This window comes from Aquimarina mycalae (assembly GCF_029906345.1).
Taxonomy (GTDB): domain Bacteria; phylum Bacteroidota; class Bacteroidia; order Flavobacteriales; family Flavobacteriaceae; genus Aquimarina.
In genome coordinates, this window is the sequence record NZ_JARYGY010000004.1 from 414569 (window position 1) to 434183 (window position 19615).

At 31.2% G+C, this 19615-nt stretch carries 17 protein-coding genes; 16 read left to right on the plus strand and 1 reads right to left on the minus strand.

Features of this window, described 5'->3' with window-relative positions; translation table 11 throughout:
- Positions 1-2 precede the first annotated feature (2 nt).
- The 5 genes from QBK95_RS11965 to QBK95_RS11985 all read left to right on the plus strand — a co-directional run bounded on the left by QBK95_RS11965 (position 3) and on the right by QBK95_RS11985 (position 6617).
- On the plus strand, positions 3-581 hold the full coding sequence (locus QBK95_RS11965) for a DUF6705 family protein (RefSeq protein ID WP_280933986.1): 579 nt from the start codon (positions 3-5) through the stop codon (positions 579-581).
- Positions 582-651: 70 nt separating this feature from the next.
- The gene (locus QBK95_RS11970) at positions 652-1236 is read left to right on the plus strand and encodes a hypothetical protein (protein WP_280933988.1); all 585 of its coding nucleotides are present in this window, start codon (positions 652-654) and stop codon (positions 1234-1236) included.
- Between the two features lie 39 nt (positions 1237-1275).
- Positions 1276-1887, plus strand: coding sequence for a hypothetical protein (locus tag QBK95_RS11975; RefSeq protein ID WP_280933990.1), 612 nt, complete (start codon positions 1276-1278; stop codon positions 1885-1887).
- Positions 1888-2067: 180 nt separating this feature from the next.
- On the plus strand, positions 2068-4443 hold the full coding sequence (locus QBK95_RS11980; RefSeq protein ID WP_280933994.1) for a hypothetical protein: 2376 nt from the start codon (positions 2068-2070) through the stop codon (positions 4441-4443).
- 47 nt (positions 4444-4490) lie between these two features.
- Complete coding sequence (locus tag QBK95_RS11985) at positions 4491-6617, plus strand: Tex family protein (RefSeq protein WP_280933996.1); 2127 nt, start codon at positions 4491-4493, stop codon at positions 6615-6617.
- A gap of 59 nt (positions 6618-6676) precedes the next feature.
- On the opposite strand, the gene tatA is transcribed toward QBK95_RS11985, so the two are convergent.
- Positions 6677-6868 carry a twin-arginine translocase TatA/TatE family subunit gene (gene tatA / locus QBK95_RS11990; protein ID WP_280933998.1) on the minus strand — a complete coding sequence of 64 codons (192 nt, stop codon included), beginning with the start codon at positions 6866-6868 and terminating at the stop codon, positions 6677-6679.
- Positions 6869-7081: 213 nt separating this feature from the next.
- On the opposite strand from tatA, the gene QBK95_RS11995 reads away from it, so the two are divergent.
- The 11 genes from QBK95_RS11995 (at position 7082) to QBK95_RS12045 (ending at position 19613) form a co-directional block, all read left to right on the plus strand.
- Positions 7082-7951 (plus strand): M23 family metallopeptidase, encoded by an 870-nt coding sequence (locus QBK95_RS11995; RefSeq protein WP_280934000.1) that lies wholly within the window; start codon positions 7082-7084, stop codon positions 7949-7951.
- Positions 7952-7960: 9 nt separating this feature from the next.
- Positions 7961-9460, plus strand: coding sequence for a GH3 auxin-responsive promoter family protein (locus tag QBK95_RS12000; RefSeq protein ID WP_280934002.1), 1500 nt, complete (start codon positions 7961-7963; stop codon positions 9458-9460).
- A 25-nt stretch (positions 9461-9485) separates the two neighbouring features.
- Positions 9486-11177, plus strand: a complete 1692-nt coding sequence (locus tag QBK95_RS12005; RefSeq protein ID WP_280934004.1) for a DUF6909 family protein — start codon at positions 9486-9488, stop codon at positions 11175-11177.
- The gene (locus QBK95_RS12010; protein ID WP_280934006.1) at positions 11178-12167 is read left to right on the plus strand and encodes a CREC-EF hand family protein; all 990 of its coding nucleotides are present in this window, start codon (positions 11178-11180) and stop codon (positions 12165-12167) included.
- Positions 12168-12448: 281 nt separating this feature from the next.
- Positions 12449-13495 carry a YveK family protein gene (locus tag QBK95_RS12015; RefSeq protein WP_280934008.1) on the plus strand — a complete coding sequence of 349 codons (1047 nt, stop codon included), beginning with the start codon at positions 12449-12451 and terminating at the stop codon, positions 13493-13495.
- 37 nt (positions 13496-13532) lie between these two features.
- A complete protein-coding gene (gene rfbB / locus QBK95_RS12020; RefSeq protein ID WP_280934010.1) occupies positions 13533-14546 on the plus strand; it encodes a dTDP-glucose 4,6-dehydratase in 1014 nt (337 codons plus the stop codon).
- 60 nt (positions 14547-14606) lie between these two features.
- Entirely contained in the window at positions 14607-15470 is an 864-nt protein-coding gene (gene rfbA / locus QBK95_RS12025; protein ID WP_280934013.1) for a glucose-1-phosphate thymidylyltransferase RfbA, read from the plus strand.
- A 4-nt stretch (positions 15471-15474) separates the two neighbouring features.
- Positions 15475-16020, plus strand: a complete 546-nt coding sequence (gene rfbC, locus QBK95_RS12030) for a dTDP-4-dehydrorhamnose 3,5-epimerase (RefSeq protein WP_280934015.1) — start codon at positions 15475-15477, stop codon at positions 16018-16020.
- Positions 16017-16868 (plus strand): dTDP-4-dehydrorhamnose reductase, encoded by an 852-nt coding sequence (gene rfbD, locus QBK95_RS12035; RefSeq protein ID WP_280934017.1) that lies wholly within the window; start codon positions 16017-16019, stop codon positions 16866-16868. The genes rfbC and rfbD overlap by 4 nt, the downstream gene beginning before the upstream one ends.
- Before the next feature lie 62 nt (positions 16869-16930).
- Positions 16931-18334: a Coenzyme F420 hydrogenase/dehydrogenase, beta subunit C-terminal domain gene (locus QBK95_RS12040; protein WP_280934018.1), complete on the plus strand. Its 1404-nt coding sequence runs from the start codon at positions 16931-16933 to the stop codon at positions 18332-18334.
- Positions 18324-19613, plus strand: coding sequence for an oligosaccharide flippase family protein (locus tag QBK95_RS12045; protein WP_280934020.1), 1290 nt, complete (start codon positions 18324-18326; stop codon positions 19611-19613). The genes QBK95_RS12040 and QBK95_RS12045 overlap by 11 nt, the downstream gene beginning before the upstream one ends.
- The last annotated feature ends 2 nt before the right edge of the window (positions 19614-19615 follow it).

Consider the following 19615-nt stretch of genomic DNA (forward strand, 5'->3'; position numbering starts at 1 on the left):
AGATGAAAGCAATACTAAAGATATTATTGGTACTTTTTGCGATACAAGGATATTCACAAACTATAATTCCTTTAGAGGATTTTGAAAACATCGAAAATCGTATAAAAACCACAAGTGATTATTACTATAAAGATGTAAACGGTGTACTTGATAAGTTTTTAGGGACTTGGAGATACCAAACTGCTAATGAGTTATTTGAAATTACTTTTACAAAGAAAACGAATCATAGATCTGGAATGGGATATTATGAAGATTTTTTGATTAGTCGTTACAAATATGTAAAGAATGGAGTAGTTATTTATGATACCTACCCCATATTGCAACCTACAGGTAAAGATCCATCCCAGTTTATTGATGGAGGCATTATAAAAAAACCAGATCTTAACAAAATTATATTAACCTATGACGAACCTAGTGATATAGGAGATTATGGACAATTATTGTACCTAGAGTACACGCCTCTTACTCAAAAATTAAACTGGTATTTGGATGCGATATTATATGATGATCCAGATAATCCTGGAGAACTCACATCAGGATATAAAATCCCATATTTAATGAACCTAACCAAAGTCAATTAGAAATTAAATAGGAATAATATATAATAGCAGTTTGATATGATCAGGCTGCTATTGAATTTTATTAGAAAAAATGGAAAAATTTAAAGGGATATGGGCAATTATTAAAAGGCACTTGTATATTTGCATATTTATAATTTCATTTTTAAGCTGTTCAAATTTAAAAAACAGAACTTCTAATCCTAATATACCCTATACATACATAAATGGATTTGATCGGTATGAGGTCAAACCTATCTTAAGCATTATAGGAAAAGATTCAGCATTTACTAATGAACTAAGGTTTCAATCAGTATATTCGGCTTTTTACACAAAAAGAACGATGTATGATAAATTTGGGAAATGGGACAAAGAAGTAAGACTTAAAAATGAAATACATCCAATTTTAGTTTGGGAAAAACGTTCACTATTTGATTCTAATAATGAGTTGTATACCATAGCTGCAAATGGAAAAGAAAGTAGAGAAGAAATATATGCTTCCGTGATCATATTTGATTCTAAAAATCAAGATTGTTTAACAAAGAACTCCAAAATTAGAGATTCTTTAATCCAATATTTTTCTAATGGGATTAAGAAACTAAAGAATCAAAAAAAGTTTTATAAGGTATATTGGGAAATGGTTAATAATTATAAATTAAAAAATCAAAATAAGAATTGATGTAAGCAAATGTTCAATACTTTATAAATTGTATTATTTATGAATATGACGCTAAAATTTTTAATAGTTCTATTTGCCCTTCAAGGGTATTCTCAGAGAACATCAAAAGAAGAGATTTTGTTTGATGAAGAATGGAATCCTATCAGTCTAAAAGACTTTTATGACAAAATTAAAGATAAAAAACTCACCTATAAGTTAACTGAAAACGATACATCATATCTAGGTAAAATTTTCTTGCGAGAAGAACTAGGAAACATAAGCCCTCAAGAAAGAATAGCATTACTGACATACCTAGAAGAACTTACTTCATCTACAATTGATTCAATAAAAACAATAGTTATTAATTTTTATTTTAAACCAGCAAGAAAGCCAAACGGTTCGTGCATCGATTATTATACTTCAGACAATAGATACAAAAGGTATTTTAGAAAAAATGATAAAAACATCCAGTTTTTTATCACTGAAAAAGGATATGATTATAAAAAAGATTTTGTTTTTGAAGATAAAGATGCGCTTATCAGGAATCTATTATTTAAGTATAATTTTGATTGTGGCAATTATATAATAATTAAGCCAAATGGAAGGTTTTTAAGAAGGTTAGGAGAGTATCGTCAATTTGAAATTCGAAAAAAACTAGATATCAATTGGTAAACCGTAAGGTTCGATTAACTTACTCAAACTGCTTTTGTGTTTTTATAATGTTCTTTAAGGTATTTTTGCCAAACAAGTCTTAAACTTTTCCAAAAACCGCCTATTTTGGGTAACAATGTAGTATTTAGGAACACTTATTGTAAAGAATGTATCATTTCACATTCACTAATAATTATTCTTATGAAGCAATCTTTATACATCATTTTTCTTTTTTTATTCTCAATTACGATATCAGGGCAGGAAACTACAACAACATCTCCAGAAGATGCCAATGCTAAATATTTTGAAGTTCCCAGAGAAACCCTATACTTTCATCTTAATAAAAGTACATATCTGTTAGGAGAAGAAATATGGTTTAAAGGATATGCATATGATAGAAAAAATCAATTACCATCAGAGGTAACTACTAATTTTAATGTAGAGCTTTTTGATCATAAAGGTAATGAGGTATTTAGTGGTTTGTATCTAGGCTATCAAGGTAGTACACAAGGAAATATAAAGATCGATTCTACTTGGGCAAGCGGAGATTATTATGTTAGAACCTCTACCAATTGGATGAATAATTTTATAGAAGATGATTCCTATACCCAAAAAATCAGGATCGTAAATCAATCTATACAAAAATCCAAAACCGAAGAGAAGGTACAATATGATTTTCAGTTATTGCCAGAAGGTGGACACATCGTGTACGATACAGATAATACAGTCGGTTTCAAATTAATTAATAATCGTGGATATGGAGTTCCTTTTGATAAAGGAACTGTAATAGATGATCAAGGTCAGGCGATTACTACGTTTAAATCAAATCAATTTGGGATTGGTAAATTTAGCTTTGCACCACAACAAGGAAAACAATATACAGCAACCTTACAATTAAGCAATCAGCAAGAGATCATCGCTTCTTTTCCAAAAATCCAAAACAAAGGAATTGCTATAAGTATCAATAACCTTTTTGAAGATAAGGTAATTGTGGAGTTAAACACAAACGCAATTACATTAAACGAACATAAAGATGCTATATATTATCTATTAGTACATCAGAATGATGCATCAAAAAAAATAGCCATCAACCTTTCTGCTGATCAGACAAAAAAGATAGTACCTATCAAAAGAGAAGAACTATTTGATGGGATGAATACCATAACGTTGTTTCAAGAGAATACACCAGTATTAGAAAGATTACTTTTTAATCCATATGACAAAACAAATACGGATGTAAGAATCACCCATCTAAATAGTATAAACGACTCGCTAATACTAAATGTAGCTGTACCAAAGAAAGAAAAAGTACAGTATGATATTAGTGTTTCTGTATTACCAGAAGAAACAAAATCATATGAACATCAGGATAATATCCATTCTGGAATGTTGCTCAATCCATATGTTCAAGGTTTTATAGAAAATCCAAAATATTATTTCACCAATACAAACAGAAGAAAAGCATACGATCTTGATTTACTTTTAATTACACAAGGTTGGAGTCGATATAAATGGAATACTATTTTTAACCAGCAACCTAAGGTGTTGTATGATTTTAATAATGGATTAACGATCAAAGGAAAACTTCAGAACACCAGAGACAAAGATATCACACAAGTATATCTATATCCTACAAACAAAAATACTTCTAGATTTATTGATCTGGATGATACAAATGCATTTACTATTAAGAACTACTACGTAGAAAAGAACGAACCGATAAGAGTATCGGCAATAAAATCTAATGGTAAACTTATTAAGACTGGATTATACCTACAAACACAAGAAGATCGTTTTAAAAAATCATTCACTGCTAGCAATCAGTTACCTGACTATGTGAATACGGGAATTACTACAGAAATAAAGGTTCCAGAGTATTTTTATGATGATGCAGAATTATTAGATGAGGTTGTAATTACTGGAAAGGTCAAAAAAGAAAAAAACGAAAAGATCACTAATTTTTTACCTGGTAAATCTAAAACAGTAACAGAAAGAGATGCCTTATTAAGCACTAATATTGCAGATTTCATAGCAAGGCAAGGTGGATTTAGAGTAAATATAAATACGCTAGCACAAACGGTTACCATCATATCAAACGCAAGAACAAGTATTTCGGCATCACAATCTCCAGCAGTATTTCTTGATAATACACCAATATTAGATTTCAGTATTCTATTAAGTATTCGTACCGCCGATATAGAGAACGTATATATTGATAACTCTGGATTTGGAGGCGGAATTCGCGGAGGTTCTGGTATAATACGTATGTATAGCAGAAAAACTCCTTTTAAAAATGATGAATTAAGCAGTGTCAATGCTAAGTTTTCTGAGTACAATGCCAAAAACGGTTTTCAGTCCATCAAAGAGTTCTATAACCCTGCATATACAAGTTTTGCCACACCATTTTTTAGAGATTATGGTACCATTCATTGGCAACCTTATGTTAATTTAAATGAATCAGGAACAGGTACTTTTAAAATACCAGATACCGAAACTAAAAACATCAAACTTTTTATTGAAGGAATGGGAAGCGATGGGAGTTTAATATCTAAAGTGCAAGTTTTAGAACTGAATTAGATTTTTGGAACTGAATTCATATATTTAGCGGTTCAAAAACGTAACCAATGAATATTGTTTCTTTTATTTCTAAGCAAGTTCCTGTTTCAGAAAAACAAATCAATAAAACCATCGAATTACTGGATGATGGAGCCACAATTCCTTTTATTTCAAGATATCGAAAGGAAATGACTGGTAATCTGGATGAGGTCGAGATTGGAGAGATTGTAAAGTATAAAGCCGCTTTTGATGCTTTACAAAAAAGAAAAGAAAGTGTACTTGCGTCAATCAAAGAACAAGAAGCACTTACTCCAGAATTACAAAATAGAATAGAAGTAGCACAGACCTTGTCTGAAGTTGAAGATTTATACCTACCCTATAAGAAGAAACGAAAGACAAAAGCTACCGTTGCTAAAGAATTGGGTCTGGAACCTCTGGCAAAGATTATTATGCAACAACGAGAAGAAGAAATTCTATTCGTTGCTTCGCAATATTTTAACGAAACAATTATTAATGAGGATCTGGCATTGCAAGGAGCAAGAGATATTATTGCAGAGTGGATCAATGAAGATGAAAAAGTAAGAAATAGGTTGCGTAGGTTATATCAACGAAGAGCTGCTATATCTTCTGCCGTAATTAAGACTAAAAAAGACGAGGAAGAGGCACAAAAATACCAGCAATACTTTGAGTGGGAGGAACCATTACATAAATGTCCTTCTCATCGATTGCTGGCAATTCTTAGAGCAGAAAACGAAAAATTTGTAAGAGTAAAAATTACAGTTCCAGAAAATGATGCATTAGATATTATTGATGATATCATGATTAAATCTAATGTAGAATCTTGCACAGATCAAATGTTTTTGGCTATTGCAGATGCATATAAAAGGTTATTAGCACCAGCGATTTCTACAGAAGTGTTAAATCAAGCAAAAGAAAAAGCTGATGACAATGCCATTACCGTATTTGCTCAAAATCTAAAGCAATTACTATTGGCGTCTCCTTTGGGACAAAAACGTATCCTGGCGTTGGATCCAGGTTTTAAATCGGGATGCAAAGTGGTTTGTTTAGACAAGCAAGGAGATTTATTGCATAATGAAAATATATATCCTCATCCACCACAACGTGAAACGACCAATGCCATAAAAAAAATAAGATCTTTAGTAAACGCATATAAAATTGAAGCGATTGCTATTGGTAACGGAACTGCCGCTAGAGAAACCGAAGCCTTTATAAAAAAAATCCCTTTTGAAGGAGCTATTCAGGTATTTATGGTGAACGAAAGTGGCGCATCGGTGTATTCTGCATCTAAAATTGCGAGAGCAGAATTTCCTGATTATGATGTAACTGTGCGTGGAGCAGTATCTATAGGAAGAAGACTGGCAGATCCATTGGCAGAATTGGTAAAAATTGACCCAAAAGCAATAGGTGTAGGACAATACCAACACGATGTGGATCAAACCAAATTAAAGAATGAACTGGATACTGTGGTGATGAGTTGTGTAAATAGTGTAGGGATTAATGTAAATACTGCAAGTGCACCGCTATTAAGTTATGTATCTGGAATTGGTGAGAAACTTGCAGAAAATATAGTGAATTATCGCTCAGAAAATGGTGCGTTAAAAACCAGAGAAGAACTGAAAAAAGTACCTCGATTAGGAGGAAAAGCGTATGAACAAGCCGCGGCATTTTTGAGAATTACAGAACCAAATAACCCGTTGGATAACTCTGCAGTACATCCCGAACGATATAAATTAGTTTCTAAAATGGCTAAAGATGCTGGTGTTCCTTTACAAGAACTCATAGGAAACAAAAAAGCAATTGACACCATTAGATTACAAGATTATGTTGCAGATAATGTAGGGTTGCCCACATTAACAGATATTGTAAAAGAATTAGAAAAACCAGGTGTAGATCCAAGAAAGAAAGCAACGGTTTTCGAATTTGATCCTAATGTAAAAACCATTAATGATCTAAAAAGTGGAATGAAATTACCAGGAATTGTAAACAACATCACCAATTTTGGATGTTTTGTGGATATAGGAATTAAAGAAAGTGGTTTAATACACATCTCTAAACTTGCGAATGAATATATCAGTGATGTAAACGCCGTAGTGCAATTAAATCAGCACCTAATGGTAACAGTGATGAGTGTAGATTTACCTCGAAAAAGAATTCAATTATCACTGATTGATTAAAAATAAAAAACCCATCTGCTTAAACAGATGGGTTATCAATATCTTTTTGAAGTCGAAAATTACTTTTTCTCTTCTATCTTATTAGGATCTTCTTCTTCCTTAGAAGCGTCTTTAAACTCTTTAATCCCACTTCCTAAACCTCTCATCAATTCCGGAATCTTTTTACCTCCGAATAAAAGTAAGACCACAGCAACAATCAATGCGATTTGCCAAGGGCCTAACATTCCTAAAACTATACTTAATGACATCATGATCTTAAAAATTAGAGTACAAAGTTAGTAAGATTTAAACAAAAAAGGTGTTTTTAGCATATTAAAAACTCCTTTTAAGACAATATTCACAGCAATAAGCAAGACTATTCACAATTAAATAACGTTTTAATGTAGTGTTTAGCATTTTTATCCGTTAAGAGAATATGTATATTTGCGTTAACAAAAACATGTGCCCTGATATTAAAATAATCTATGGCTAAAAAGAAAAAAGAACAAAAGAGAATTACTAAAAAACTACTGAATAAGTATAGATTGGTAATCCTTAATGAAGATACTTTTGAGGAACGTATATCCTTTAAGCTAACCAGGCTTAATGTTTTTGTACTGGTAATGATTACTTCGATTATTTTAGTTTCGTGTACGACAATTTTGATTGCATTTACACCATTAAGAGAATATATACCTGGATATTCCTCCACATCTCTTAATCAAAAAGCAACGACATTAGTTTCTACAGCCGATTCTTTAGAAACAGTATTAAGTGTTAACCAGAAATATTATAATTCAATTAAAAAAGTGCTGATTGGAGATGTAAAAACAGTAGAGTTTGATATCGATTCTGCAATACAATCACAAAAGCTTAATCCAGAAGAAGTAGATTTAAACCCATCAGAACAAGATATTCAGCTTAGAGAAGAGGTATCTAGAGAAGATAAATACAGTTTGTTTGAAAGCGAAAAATCTAGCACCGATTTTTCACTATTTCCTCCTGTAAAAGGAAGTATAACGTCTAAGTATAATGTAAACGAGAAACATTATGCAATTGATGTAGCAGTGCCAAAGGATACACCTGTAAAAGCCGCTGCCGCTGGAACCGTGATTTTTGCAGAATGGACCTCAGAGACGGGTCATGTGATCATATTAGAACACGGTAATAGCTTACTTACAGTATATAAACATAATGCCTCGTTGACAAAACAACAAGGAGAATTGGTAAAAGCAGGAGAAGTAATTGCCACAGCAGGATCTACAGGAGAACTTTCTACAGGACCTCACTTGCATTTTGAATTATGGAGAGATGGATATCCAACAGATCCATCAAAATTTATTGATTTTGAATAATTACACACAATGTCTATTAAATCATTTGGGGCAAAAATCTTTGCAAAACGAATTCGCAAAAAGATAAATAAATGGGCTGATAATCCTATAAAAACTCAAGAGCGTGTTTTTAAAGAATTGTTACATAAAGCCAATAATACTGCCTTTGGTAAAGACCATCATTTTAGTACTATAAAAACCCATGCTGATTACGTAAGAGAAGTACCCATTCGTGATTATGAAGAATTGCGCTCTTATGTAGAGCGTGTTGTACAAGGAGAAAGTGATGTGCTTTGGCCTGGAAAACCTATATATTTTGCTAAAACTTCAGGTACAACCAGTGGTGTAAAATATATTCCTTTAACTTCTGATTCTATGCCGACTCATATAAGAGCTGCACGAAATGCAATATTATGTTATGTTGCAGAAAGTGGTAAAACTGCGTTTGTGGATGGTAAAATGATATTTCTACAAGGAAGCCCAGAACTTGTAGAGAAAAACGGAATCAATCTAGGAAGATTATCAGGTATCGTAGCGCACTATGTACCAAAATACCTTCAGAAAAACAGATTACCGAGTTGGGAAACAAATTCTATTGATGATTGGGAGCAGAAAGTAGATGCGATTGTTGCAGAAACTGTAGATGAGGATATGACAATCATTAGTGGAATTCCGCCTTGGGTGCAAATGTATTTTGAAAAATTACAAAAGAAAACAGGAAAAGCAATTGGCGAACTGTTTAAGAATTTTGAATTATTTATCTATGGAGGTGTAAATTTTGAACCCTATAAAGCTACTTTCGAGAAATTAATAGGAAGAAAAGTAGCAAGCATTGAGTTGTATCCTGCTTCAGAAGGGTTTTTCGCTTTTCAGGATAAACAAGATGAAAAAGGGATGCTGCTACAGCTGGATTCAGGAATGTTTTATGAGTTTGTAAAAGCTGATCAATTCTTTGAAGAAAACCCAAAACGAATCACTATAGCGGATGTAGAGATTGGTGTAAATTATGTGATGCTTATTTCTTCGAATGCTGGATTATGGGCTTATAACATTGGAGATACAGTAATGTTTACAGATACCGCTCCTTATAGATTGGTAGTGTCTGGCAGAATTAAACATTTTATTTCGGCCTTTGGTGAACACGTGATTGGTAAAGAAGTAGAGCAAGCAATAAAAGAAGCTGCAGAAGCAACAGGAACAATGATCAAGGAATTTACAGTAGCACCTCAGATCAATCCAGAAGATTCAGAACTACCGTACCACGAATGGTTTATTGAGTTTCAGGAATATCCAGACAATATAGATGACTTTGCAATAGAAATCGATAATTCACTTCGTAAACAAAACACGTATTATGATGATTTGATTGTGGGTAATGTGCTGAGAACATTAAAAATTTCTCCTGTTCCAAAAGACGGTTTTAATGAATATATGAAATCTATTGGAAAACTAGGAGGGCAGAATAAGCTGCCAAGGCTTTCTAACGACAGAAAGATTGTAGATTCGTTAACAATCAGTATAGCTAAATAAGTTATATATTTGTTTGGAAAAATATATGGCAAATCTTAAACTACAAGGAAGAACCAGAGCTCAGGAAAGCTCGAGTGCAATAGAACGCATGTATATTACAATGCGACACCTATTCAATAGAGGGTTTTATAAACCTATGGGAGTTTCTGGAGATACGCTAAGAGAAGGTTTGTTAACACTGAGACCAGAAATCTATGGATCAGTTGCAGAAGAAAAAGTAGAATTAGACGGATTGTTATACGTAATTGATCGATTACCAATAGGAATCGAAGAATGCCGTTATATCAATCTAACAAGTGAAGAAGGCTACAAAAACTCACACTTTAAAGCAATTGTTCCTCCTAAAAGAAGAAGAAATTGCTACAGAATTGATGCAGAGCAAATGAATATCGAGATTACTCGTGGACGATCAGAGATCTATGATATTCTTACCCACCTTACATTTTTGTTTATTGAATCCCATAAGATTATGAATCGAGTGGTTATCAATGAAGAAGGAAATGTAACACGTGATTGGGATAAGTTAGAAAATGCAGTAACTTCTAAAAAAGATCTTACAAAAGCAGAACGAGAAGTTGCACTTACGCATACAGCTAATATTTTAGGAAGAACCTTTGAAGAAGTGACTTCTATCTATGGAAGCTTTTCTTGCCCTGAAAATAAAGAACGGTTTCTACATATCATATACTGGTTAGGTAAATTGGCAATTGATGAATCTGTTAATGAAAATAAGCGAATCGTTACCTTTAGTCCTGTTTTAAGAGAACGTCTGGGACATCATATTCACGGAGAAATATGGGCAAATAGTATTAAGAACAAATTAGAACAACTTAATTTACTAGATAGACCTATACATATTATCAGTGCCAATATGCATAGTGTAATGAATACATTATACGCACCGATAGCACTTAAAACCGAGTTGAAAAACAAAACTACTTTTGATATCTACGAATTACTAAGTGAAGGCAAGAATGATAAACTACGTGCCAAAGTAGAAAAACTTGCTTCGCAAAAAGGGATGACGTATTTAGAGGATGAAAGTGGAACTAATATCAATGTCCAGATATTCGACACTTCGAAATATGCTGATGGAGAATATGAAACGCTGGTTTCAAAACTAAAAAAAGAAGATAAACCAGTAATTATCGTTATGGACTATGCCTTTGGAGAACAAGCATATGAAACGATGGATGAGCTTTTAAAACCATATGTAAAACCAGACGAAAGAAAGTATCTCAATGTTAAATCTGTTTCTTTGATGGGTAAAGCAGGTATTCTCGAAGGAGGAAAAGGAGATATTATGATTCCTTCGGCTCACGTTTTTGAAGGAACGGCAGATAATTATCCCTTTGATAACGGTCTAAAAAAAGATGATTTAGAAGGGCAAGGAATTGACATATATGATGGAGCTATGATCACAGTACTGGGAACATCATTACAAAATAGAGATATTCTGAAATTTTTCCATGATTCTACCTGGAATGTAATTGGATTAGAAATGGAAGGAGCACATTATCAAAAAGCCATTCAATCTGCATCAAAATTAAGAGGAAGTATAAGTTCTGAAGTAAAAGTACGTTATGCATATTATGCATCAGATAATCCGCTAGAAACAGGAAGTACATTAGCCTCTGGTGGATTAGGAACAACAGGGGTAAAACCTACATATCTCATTACTGAGAAAATTTTGGAGCAAATATTTAAAGATAACTAAATGAGCACCGAACAAGTTACGGAAGAGGTTAATATTCGTTATATTTCTAAAAGCATAGTAAAAGCTTTTAAGTCAGTTTTAAAGACTTTATTTTCAATATTCTTATTCTACAAGAGAAAATGGATCCTGTTTTTGGCATTGATAATTATTGGTGTGATAGGTGGTTATTTTTTGGATGCTAAAGGAAACTATGGCAAAAGATATATTCAGGAAATCGTAATCGAACCTAAATATGATGCACAGCAATACATCTATGATCTCGTAGATAATTTAAAGAACAATCTTAGAGATTCTCTATTTTTACAAAAGATAGACATTGACACCAATAGTATTAAAGCATTTAAAAATGTAGAAATAAAACCTATTATAAGGGCAACAGATGTTTTAGAAAAACTACATGTAGAATATGGGGATAAGGAATACTTTCATCATATTATTGAACAATATGATGCTCAAACGCTAGAAGATGAGAGGTATAAGAACTTCTATAAGTACCACAGATTGAGATTTACTTTTAGAGATAAAAACCCTAATAACGTTAACATTTCTGAGAAAATCCTCGAATATATTCGTTCGAATGATTACTACGATAAGACCTTAGACTGGAGGCTTAAAAAAACAAAAGAATCACTAGATCAGAATAAAAACATGATTGCCTACATCGAGAAATATTTGGAAAAGTTTATTAACGATGTTCCCAAAAAAGATGATGATATAATAGTAGTAGGTAAAGAAAGAGAGATACCTACAGTAGCTTCTTTATTAGATAGAAAGTTAAGGTTATTGAGTGCAATAAGTAAGCAAGAAGAATTACTTACCTTAAATAACCAGATTTTTAATATTGTAGAAACAGGAGAGATATTACTTTTTCAAGTAGGCTTCTTTAAAAAGATGCTAGTTAGAATTCCTATTTTGCTGGTGCTAATTGTTTCCTTACTTTTTTTAGTAAGACGATTACCAGCTAAACTGACCGAATATATTAATAGTTAACCCCTTTTTGGACTAATCCCTTAGATTTATCATTATTTGAAAAGTTATTAGATTTTAGGAAATGTTGATATAGTTTTTTAGTATGCAGTTTGAAAATAGCTTAAAGGATTATCATAAGGATAAATTATTAGGAGAGAAATGTATCAAAAATCAAACTCTCTAATTAGGATTCATAATTAGGAAGATGTGAAGATTTAGTATAAATTAATTCTTATATTCTTTAAAAGAAATTAACTTTGCGGAAAACTAACACAAAATTACCTTCTCAAGACTAATAAAATATGAGGAATCAAGAAAGTACTACAGAAGAAGTGGATTTAGGTCAATTATTTAGACTTATTGGGAATGGCTTTAATAAATTATTTCATTTTATTATTTCAATTTTTAATAAATTATTTCACTTTATTGTTTTATTCCTTCAATTTATAAGAAAACATTTTTTAAAATTTGCTATTGCAGCATTTCTTGGGATAGCTATAGGATGGTATTTGGATAAAGAGCTAAAACCGATATATTCCTCGGCGATGATTATACAGCCTAATTTTGATAGTGTTTTGCAAATCTATAATAATGTTGAATTCTATAATGAATTGGTAGATCAAAAAGATTACACGTCCCTTTCAGAGGTTTTTAGAATTTCTATTGAAGAAGCAAGAACAATAAAACAATTAAGCATTGAACCTTTTTCTGATCAGACACAAAAGATCAAAGAGTTTAATGAATTTATTAACGAAATTGATACGACCTCTCTTAGATTATCTGATTACAATTATGAAGATTTTGTAAAAAACTATGACGAAAGAAATTCCAAATTTCATAGAGTTATTATGATTTCTACAAATAGTGAAATTTCAAAAAAATGCGAAAATGTAATAATTGAGTCTTTAGAAAAAATAGATCATTTTAGACTCATGAAACAAGTTAATGATGTTAACTTAGTTTTAAGTGATTCAATTATCAAAAAACAAATGACAAGCATTGATTCATTACAAGAATTTTATAAAAAAATAAAAATTCTTGAATTGAATAAGCCTTCATCAACCACAAGCATAAGTTTAGGAGAAAATGAATCTAATTCAATTTTTGAAGTTGAGTTATTTGATCGTATAGAACAACTGAAAAATAGTAAGATAAGTTTAAATAATAAAAAGGCAAGTACAAAAAACATTATTAATATTATATCTGGTTTTCCAAACAAGGCAACTTCGGTTAACAATATTGTTAAGAAAAATGTGTTTATGCTACCAATTATTTTTATGGCAATAACATTTGCTTTTTTAGTGACAGTTTTGTTAAATAAATTCTTAAAGAATTATAATAAAAAGTAGTTTTTTTCAAACTTTCTTAATCAATAGCAAAATATATATGAACAACATTTTAGTAACTGGAGGAGCAGGGTTTATAGGAGCAAATTTTATTGAACATATCTTAGAGGATGAACAGAATGTTGTTTATAATCTTGATAATTTGACATATGCGGGCAATTTAGAGAACTTAAAAAGTGTTGCTGATAATTCCCGGTATCACTTTATTAAAGGAGATATTTGTGACAGAACTCTTATAGAAGAATTGTTTGAGAAATATAAGATTAAAAGCGTAGTACATTTTGCAGCAGAATCTCATGTCGATAATTCAATAAAGGATCCTGCAATATTTATTAGAACCAATGTCTTAGGAACATTCACTTTGTTAGATGTTGCTTATAAAAATTGGATGAGTAAACCTTTTCAAATTAAAGAAGAGCACCAAAACTCAAGATTTTTACACGTGTCTACGGATGAGGTGTATGGTACCTTGGGAAATACTGGTTTATTTAAGGAGACTACACCATATGCACCAAATAGTCCGTATAGTGCTTCTAAAGCATCTTCTGATATGATAGTGCGAAGTTATTACCATACTTTTGGTTTAAACGTTGTAACAACCAATTGTTCTAATAATTATGGTCCAAAACAATATGATGAAAAATTAATACCAACCATAATAAGAAAAGCCATATCGAATGAATCGATTCCGATATATGGAGATGGTAAAAATATAAGAGATTGGTTATACGTTTTAGATCATTGTAAAGGTATTGAGAAAGTACTCCATAAAGGTGTACAAGGAGAAACATATAACATAGGAGGAAGAAACGAAAGAGATAATTTATACATCGTAAAAACAGTATGTAATTTACTGGATGAGATGATGCCAAGAACCTCTGGAGAATCTTATAATGAGTTGATAAGTTTTGTGACAGATCGTCCTGGTCACGATTTTAGATATGCAATTGATGCTTCTAAAATTGAAGATGAATTGGGGTGGAAAGCTGATGAAAATTTTGAGTCTGGAATTAAAAAGACAGTACTTTGGTATTTGGAAAGATATAAAAAATAGCCGTAACGTATATATATAAATCGTTTTCAAAGCTATTTAGAATAATTAATTAAAAGAAAAATGAAAGGAATTATACTTGCAGGAGGATCAGGAACAAGGTTGCATCCACTTACTTTGGCAGTCAGCAAACAACTTATGCCAGTTTATGATAAGCCTATGATTTATTATCCTTTATCCACACTTATGTGGGCTGGTATTAAAGAAATTTTAATCATATCTACTCCGCATGATTTACCTTCATTTAAAAAACTGTTAGGTGATGGTAGTGCACACGGATGTAGGTTTGAATATGCGGTTCAAGAAGCACCTAATGGTTTAGCCGAAGCATTTATAATAGGAGAACAGTTTATAGGTAAAGATAAGGTTGCACTTATTCTTGGAGATAATATTTTTTATGGTACTGGACTCGCTAAACTCTTACAAGCGAATAATGATCCCGATGGAGGAATAATATATGCATATCATGTTCACGATCCTGAACGTTACGGTGTGGTTGAGTTTGATAAAGAAGGGAGAGCAATCTCAATAGAAGAAAAACCTAAAGACCCAAAATCAAATTATGCAGTTCCTGGAATTTATTTTTATGATAACGAAGTTGTAAATATCGCAAAAAGTATCAAACCAAGTCATAGAGGTGAATTAGAAATTACCGATGTAAATAAGGTTTATTTAGAAAGAAAAAAGTTGAATGTAAGTATACTAGATAGAGGTACAGCTTGGCTAGATACTGGAACATTTAATTCATTAATGCAAGCTTCTCAATTCGTTCAGGTTATAGAAGAAAGACAAGGCCTTAAAATAGGAGCAATAGAAGAAGTAGCATATAAAATGGGTTTTATTTCTAAAGATCAGATGATTGAATTAGCTAAACCACTTGTGAAAAGTGGTTATGGAAAACATTTATTAAGTATTTTGGAAAAGTAATTGAATGAAGGCAATTGAAACAGAAATCAAAGGATGTTTTATTATAGAGCCCAATGTATATGGCGATGAGCGAGGGTATTTTTATGAAAGTTATAATAAAGAGAGTTTTAAAAATATTGTTGGGGAAGAAGTTAATTTTGTTCAGGATAATCAATCGTTTTCAACGAAAGGAGTGCTTAGAGGACTCCATTATCAAGTGGGAGAATATGCACAAGCTAAACTTGTAAGAGTAATACAAGGTGTTGTTGTTGATGTAGCAGTGGATCTTCGTAAAGGATCGCCAACTTTTGGAAAGCATGTAGCTGTAGAGCTCTCAGAAGAGAATAAAAAGCAACTTTTTGTTCCTAGAGGATTTGCACATGGATTTGTGGTTTTAAGTAATACTGCTTCTTTCTGTTATAAATGCGATAATTATTATAGCAAAGAATCTGAAGGAGGTATCATTTTTAATGATAAAACACTCGAGATAGATTGGAAACTACCATCTGATCAGCTTATTATATCCGAAAAAGATATGATGTTACCAACGCTGGAAAATGCTAGATTATGAAAAATATTGTAGTAACAGGTGGTAACGGTCAATTAGCCTCTTGTATTAAAGATATTGAAAACAAACTAGTTGATTTTAAATTTATCTATGTAGATTATGAAGAACTAGATATTACTAAAAAAGAACAACTCAATGCCTTTTTCAAAAACCAAGAGATAGCGTATTGTATTAATTGTGCCGCATATACTGCTGTTGATAAGGCTGAAACCGAAGCAATAGTTGCAAAAAATGTTAATGAAATAGGAGCACAATACTTGGCAGAAACGTGTAAAGAAAACAATACTGTTTTAATACAAATATCAACGGATTTTGTTTTTGATGGAAAAAAAGCAACACTATATACAGAAGAAGACGCAACAATTCCATTAGGGATCTATGGACTTACTAAGTTAAATGGCGAATTAGCAACAAGGAATTCGTTAGAAGAACATTTTATTATTAGAACATCTTGGCTCTATTCTGAACATGGTAATAATTTTTTGAAAACGATGCTTAGATTAGGTGATGAAAGAGATGAAATTAGTGTGGTTTGCGACCAGATAGGTACTCCCACATATGCAGGTGACTTAGCAGAAGTAATAGTAAAACTGGTAAAGGAGGAAAATAATTCTTTTGGAACATATCATTACAGTAATGAAGGTGTGGCGAGTTGGTACGATTTTGCAAAAGCTATTTTTGAAGAAAGTAATGCTAAGATTAAATTATTACCAATTAAATCTGAAGCTTATCCGACTCCAGCAGAAAGACCTTGTTTTAGTGTAATGGATAAATCCAAAATCAAAAAAACATTAAATTTTGAAATTCCATATTGGAGAGATAGTTTAAAAAAATGTTTAACTAAGCTATAATTGTATTAAAAACTGAAGAGTTTGAGCGCCATTATAAACTCTTTCCACTAATAAATTAATTAATGACTACAATAGAAAAAGTAATAGAAGGAAATTATTGTATTGGATGTGGAATATGTGCTTCTGTTAACAATTCTATATATAAAATTGAAACTACAAAAGAAGGACGTTATAAGGCTATAAATACAGATATTGAAGGGAATAATGAGCTGCCTGATAAGGTTTGCCCTTTTTCGTCATCTTCATTGAATGAAGATGAATTAGCTGAGAAATACTTTTCTGATATTAAAGGGATTAATAAAGATAATGAAATGGGATATAATTTATCTTCTTATGCTGGTTATGTGGAAGAGGATAATTATAGAGAGTTAGGAAGCTCTGGAGGAGGAGTATCTTGGCTGTTGAATAGTTTACTAGAAGAAAATTTAATTGATGCAGTTATTCATGTAAAAGAAGGTAACATGGATAATATATTTGAGTTTGCCATTTCCAATAATGCAAAAGAATTAAGAGAAGGAGCCAAATCAAGATATTACCCTGTTGAAATGTCTGCGGTGTTAAAAAAGATAAGAGATACAGATAAGCGATACGCGATAGTTGGTATTCCGTGTTTTATAAAAGCTATTAGAAATTTATCGGAGAACGATAAAGAAATTAAAGATAGAATTGTCTATTATATAGGAATAGTTTGTGGACACTTAAAAAGTAAGAATTTCACTTCTCTATTTGCTTGGCAACAAGGAATACACCCAAAAGATGTAGTCAACATAGATTTTCGTCATAAAATACCTTCTTCTTCTGCAGCTTTGTATTCTATTAAAATTACTTATAAGAAGGAAGATAAAATTCTCCATAAAATTTCAAAACCTGCTAGTGAGTTATATGGAACAGATTGGGGATTAGGATTCTTTAAGTATAAAGCGTGTGATTATTGTGATGATGTATTAGCAGAAACGGCAGATGTAGTTTTTGGTGATGCTTGGGCAGCTAAATATAGAAAAGACTGGAAAGGAAGTAATCTTGTTATAACAAGAAACAAAACAATTGATGATCTTTTAAAAAAAGGTATTAAAAAAGGGAAATTAAATTTTGACCCTATTGGTAAAGATATTGTTATAGCATCTCAAGGAGGAAGTTTTAGACATCGAAGAAAAGGGTTGGCCTATAGATTGTATAAACTTAATAAAGAAGGCGTATGGGCTCCGAAAAAGAGAGTAGACCTAAAAGAAGCTAAACTTGATGATGAGAAGTATATTAAAGTACAGAATTATAGAATGAGATTTTTGGATGTTGTGGACGAATATTTTCTAGAAGCATTAGAAAAAAACAGCTTTAAACACTTTAAACGAAAACTTGCTTTACCTATACTGAGATATAAATTTTTGGTTTATGGAATTAGAGGTATAATACCAGCTTGGACGAAAGATTTATATAGATTTTTATTTAAACGTGTAAATGAAAAATAAAATAAGATTTGATAAGAGGTTATTCGAAAGTCTTTTTTCTTTAGGTCTAGCACAGTTTTTTAATTATTTAAGCCCATTGATAAGTTTTCCTCTATTATTGAAGGAATTTGGTATTGAAAAGTATGGTATTATTTCTACATCTTTTGTGCTTGCTTTGTTATTTTGTTCGTTTGCCGATTTTGGATTTAATATTTCTGGAGTAAAATTTATAGCTCAAAATAGAGAAAAGACAAGTAATATTTTCTATTCGATTTTTTTTCTAAAACTTATTTTTTCGATTTTTTTATTAACTACGTTTTATATTTTAGTAGAGAACTATGAAAGTTATAAAGAATATGAGATCATATTTATCTTTAGTTCAGGAATGATTATAGCAAGAATTTTTAATTGCGATTGGTTCTTTCAGGGGAAAGAAAAAATGCGCTTTATTGCAATCACTAATTTTATTTCAAATTGTATTTACATTATTGGTATTTTAGTACTTATAAATATTAATCTTGGTTTTAAATATGTAACCTTGTTTAGATCGTTAGGGTTATTATTAGGTAGTATTATATCCTTTATTAGTGCAATTTATTTTTTTAATTTAAAGTTTATTTTCAATAAAAAGGATATAATTTATTTTGCGAACAAAGGTAGCTTTGTTTTTGTTTCTACAATTGCATCAAATATTTTTCAAAATACTCCAGCTCTTTTAGTGAAATCATTATTTTCATATGAGATCGTTGGAGTGTATAGTTCAATTGAGAAAATGGTTTCTTTCGGAAAACAAATGGTAATGATAATTAATCAAATGTTTCATCCAAGGTTAGCAATTTATTTTTCTAAGAATGTATCCGATTTTATTAGACTCTGGAAAAAAAGCAGCCTAGTTAGTATTATAGCCGCGGTAGGTATTCTATTTTTATTATTTATGTCAAAGAGTTTGATTTTTAATTATTTTTCAGAATTAAAGACTTTTAAATTCACTACTTCACTTTATTATTTAATGACACTATTAATAGTAACATATACATTAGTGAATGCCTTGGGATTAAATGGATTATTGATTATAAATAAAACGAGAAATTTGGCTCTATCTCAGATTTATCCATTAATAATATATGTAATATTGGCAATAACATTTATAAAAATGAAAATAGAGGACATACTTATCGTTGCTCTTTTACTTTTTATAATAGATATATTAATTGTGGGAATTAGAGCTTTTATGTTCAAGTCAGCATTAGGTATACGTATACCTTTTAAATATAAAATAACTAGCAAAAAAACATATTAAAG

Coding starts and splice junctions, on each gene's coding strand:
- QBK95_RS11965 (WP_280933986.1), top strand. CDS start 3: ATGAAAGCAATACTAAAGATATTATTGGTACTTTTTGCGATACAAGGA.
- QBK95_RS11970 (WP_280933988.1), top strand. CDS start 652: ATGGAAAAATTTAAAGGGATATGGGCAATTATTAAAAGGCACTTGTAT.
- QBK95_RS11975 (WP_280933990.1), top strand. CDS start 1,276: ATGAATATGACGCTAAAATTTTTAATAGTTCTATTTGCCCTTCAAGGG.
- QBK95_RS11980 (WP_280933994.1), top strand. CDS start 2,068: ATGAAGCAATCTTTATACATCATTTTTCTTTTTTTATTCTCAATTACG.
- QBK95_RS11985 (WP_280933996.1), top strand. CDS start 4,491: ATGAATATTGTTTCTTTTATTTCTAAGCAAGTTCCTGTTTCAGAAAAA.
- tatA (WP_280933998.1), bottom strand. CDS start 6,868: ATGATGTCATTAAGTATAGTTTTAGGAATGTTAGGCCCTTGGCAAATC.
- QBK95_RS11995 (WP_280934000.1), top strand. CDS start 7,082: ATGGCTAAAAAGAAAAAAGAACAAAAGAGAATTACTAAAAAACTACTG.
- QBK95_RS12000 (WP_280934002.1), top strand. CDS start 7,961: ATGTCTATTAAATCATTTGGGGCAAAAATCTTTGCAAAACGAATTCGC.
- QBK95_RS12005 (WP_280934004.1), top strand. CDS start 9,486: ATGGCAAATCTTAAACTACAAGGAAGAACCAGAGCTCAGGAAAGCTCG.
- QBK95_RS12010 (WP_280934006.1), top strand. CDS start 11,178: ATGAGCACCGAACAAGTTACGGAAGAGGTTAATATTCGTTATATTTCT.
- QBK95_RS12015 (WP_280934008.1), top strand. CDS start 12,449: ATGAGGAATCAAGAAAGTACTACAGAAGAAGTGGATTTAGGTCAATTA.
- rfbB (WP_280934010.1), top strand. CDS start 13,533: ATGAACAACATTTTAGTAACTGGAGGAGCAGGGTTTATAGGAGCAAAT.
- rfbA (WP_280934013.1), top strand. CDS start 14,607: ATGAAAGGAATTATACTTGCAGGAGGATCAGGAACAAGGTTGCATCCA.
- rfbC (WP_280934015.1), top strand. CDS start 15,475: ATGAAGGCAATTGAAACAGAAATCAAAGGATGTTTTATTATAGAGCCC.
- rfbD (WP_280934017.1), top strand. CDS start 16,017: ATGAAAAATATTGTAGTAACAGGTGGTAACGGTCAATTAGCCTCTTGT.
- QBK95_RS12040 (WP_280934018.1), top strand. CDS start 16,931: ATGACTACAATAGAAAAAGTAATAGAAGGAAATTATTGTATTGGATGT.
- QBK95_RS12045 (WP_280934020.1), top strand. CDS start 18,324: ATGAAAAATAAAATAAGATTTGATAAGAGGTTATTCGAAAGTCTTTTT.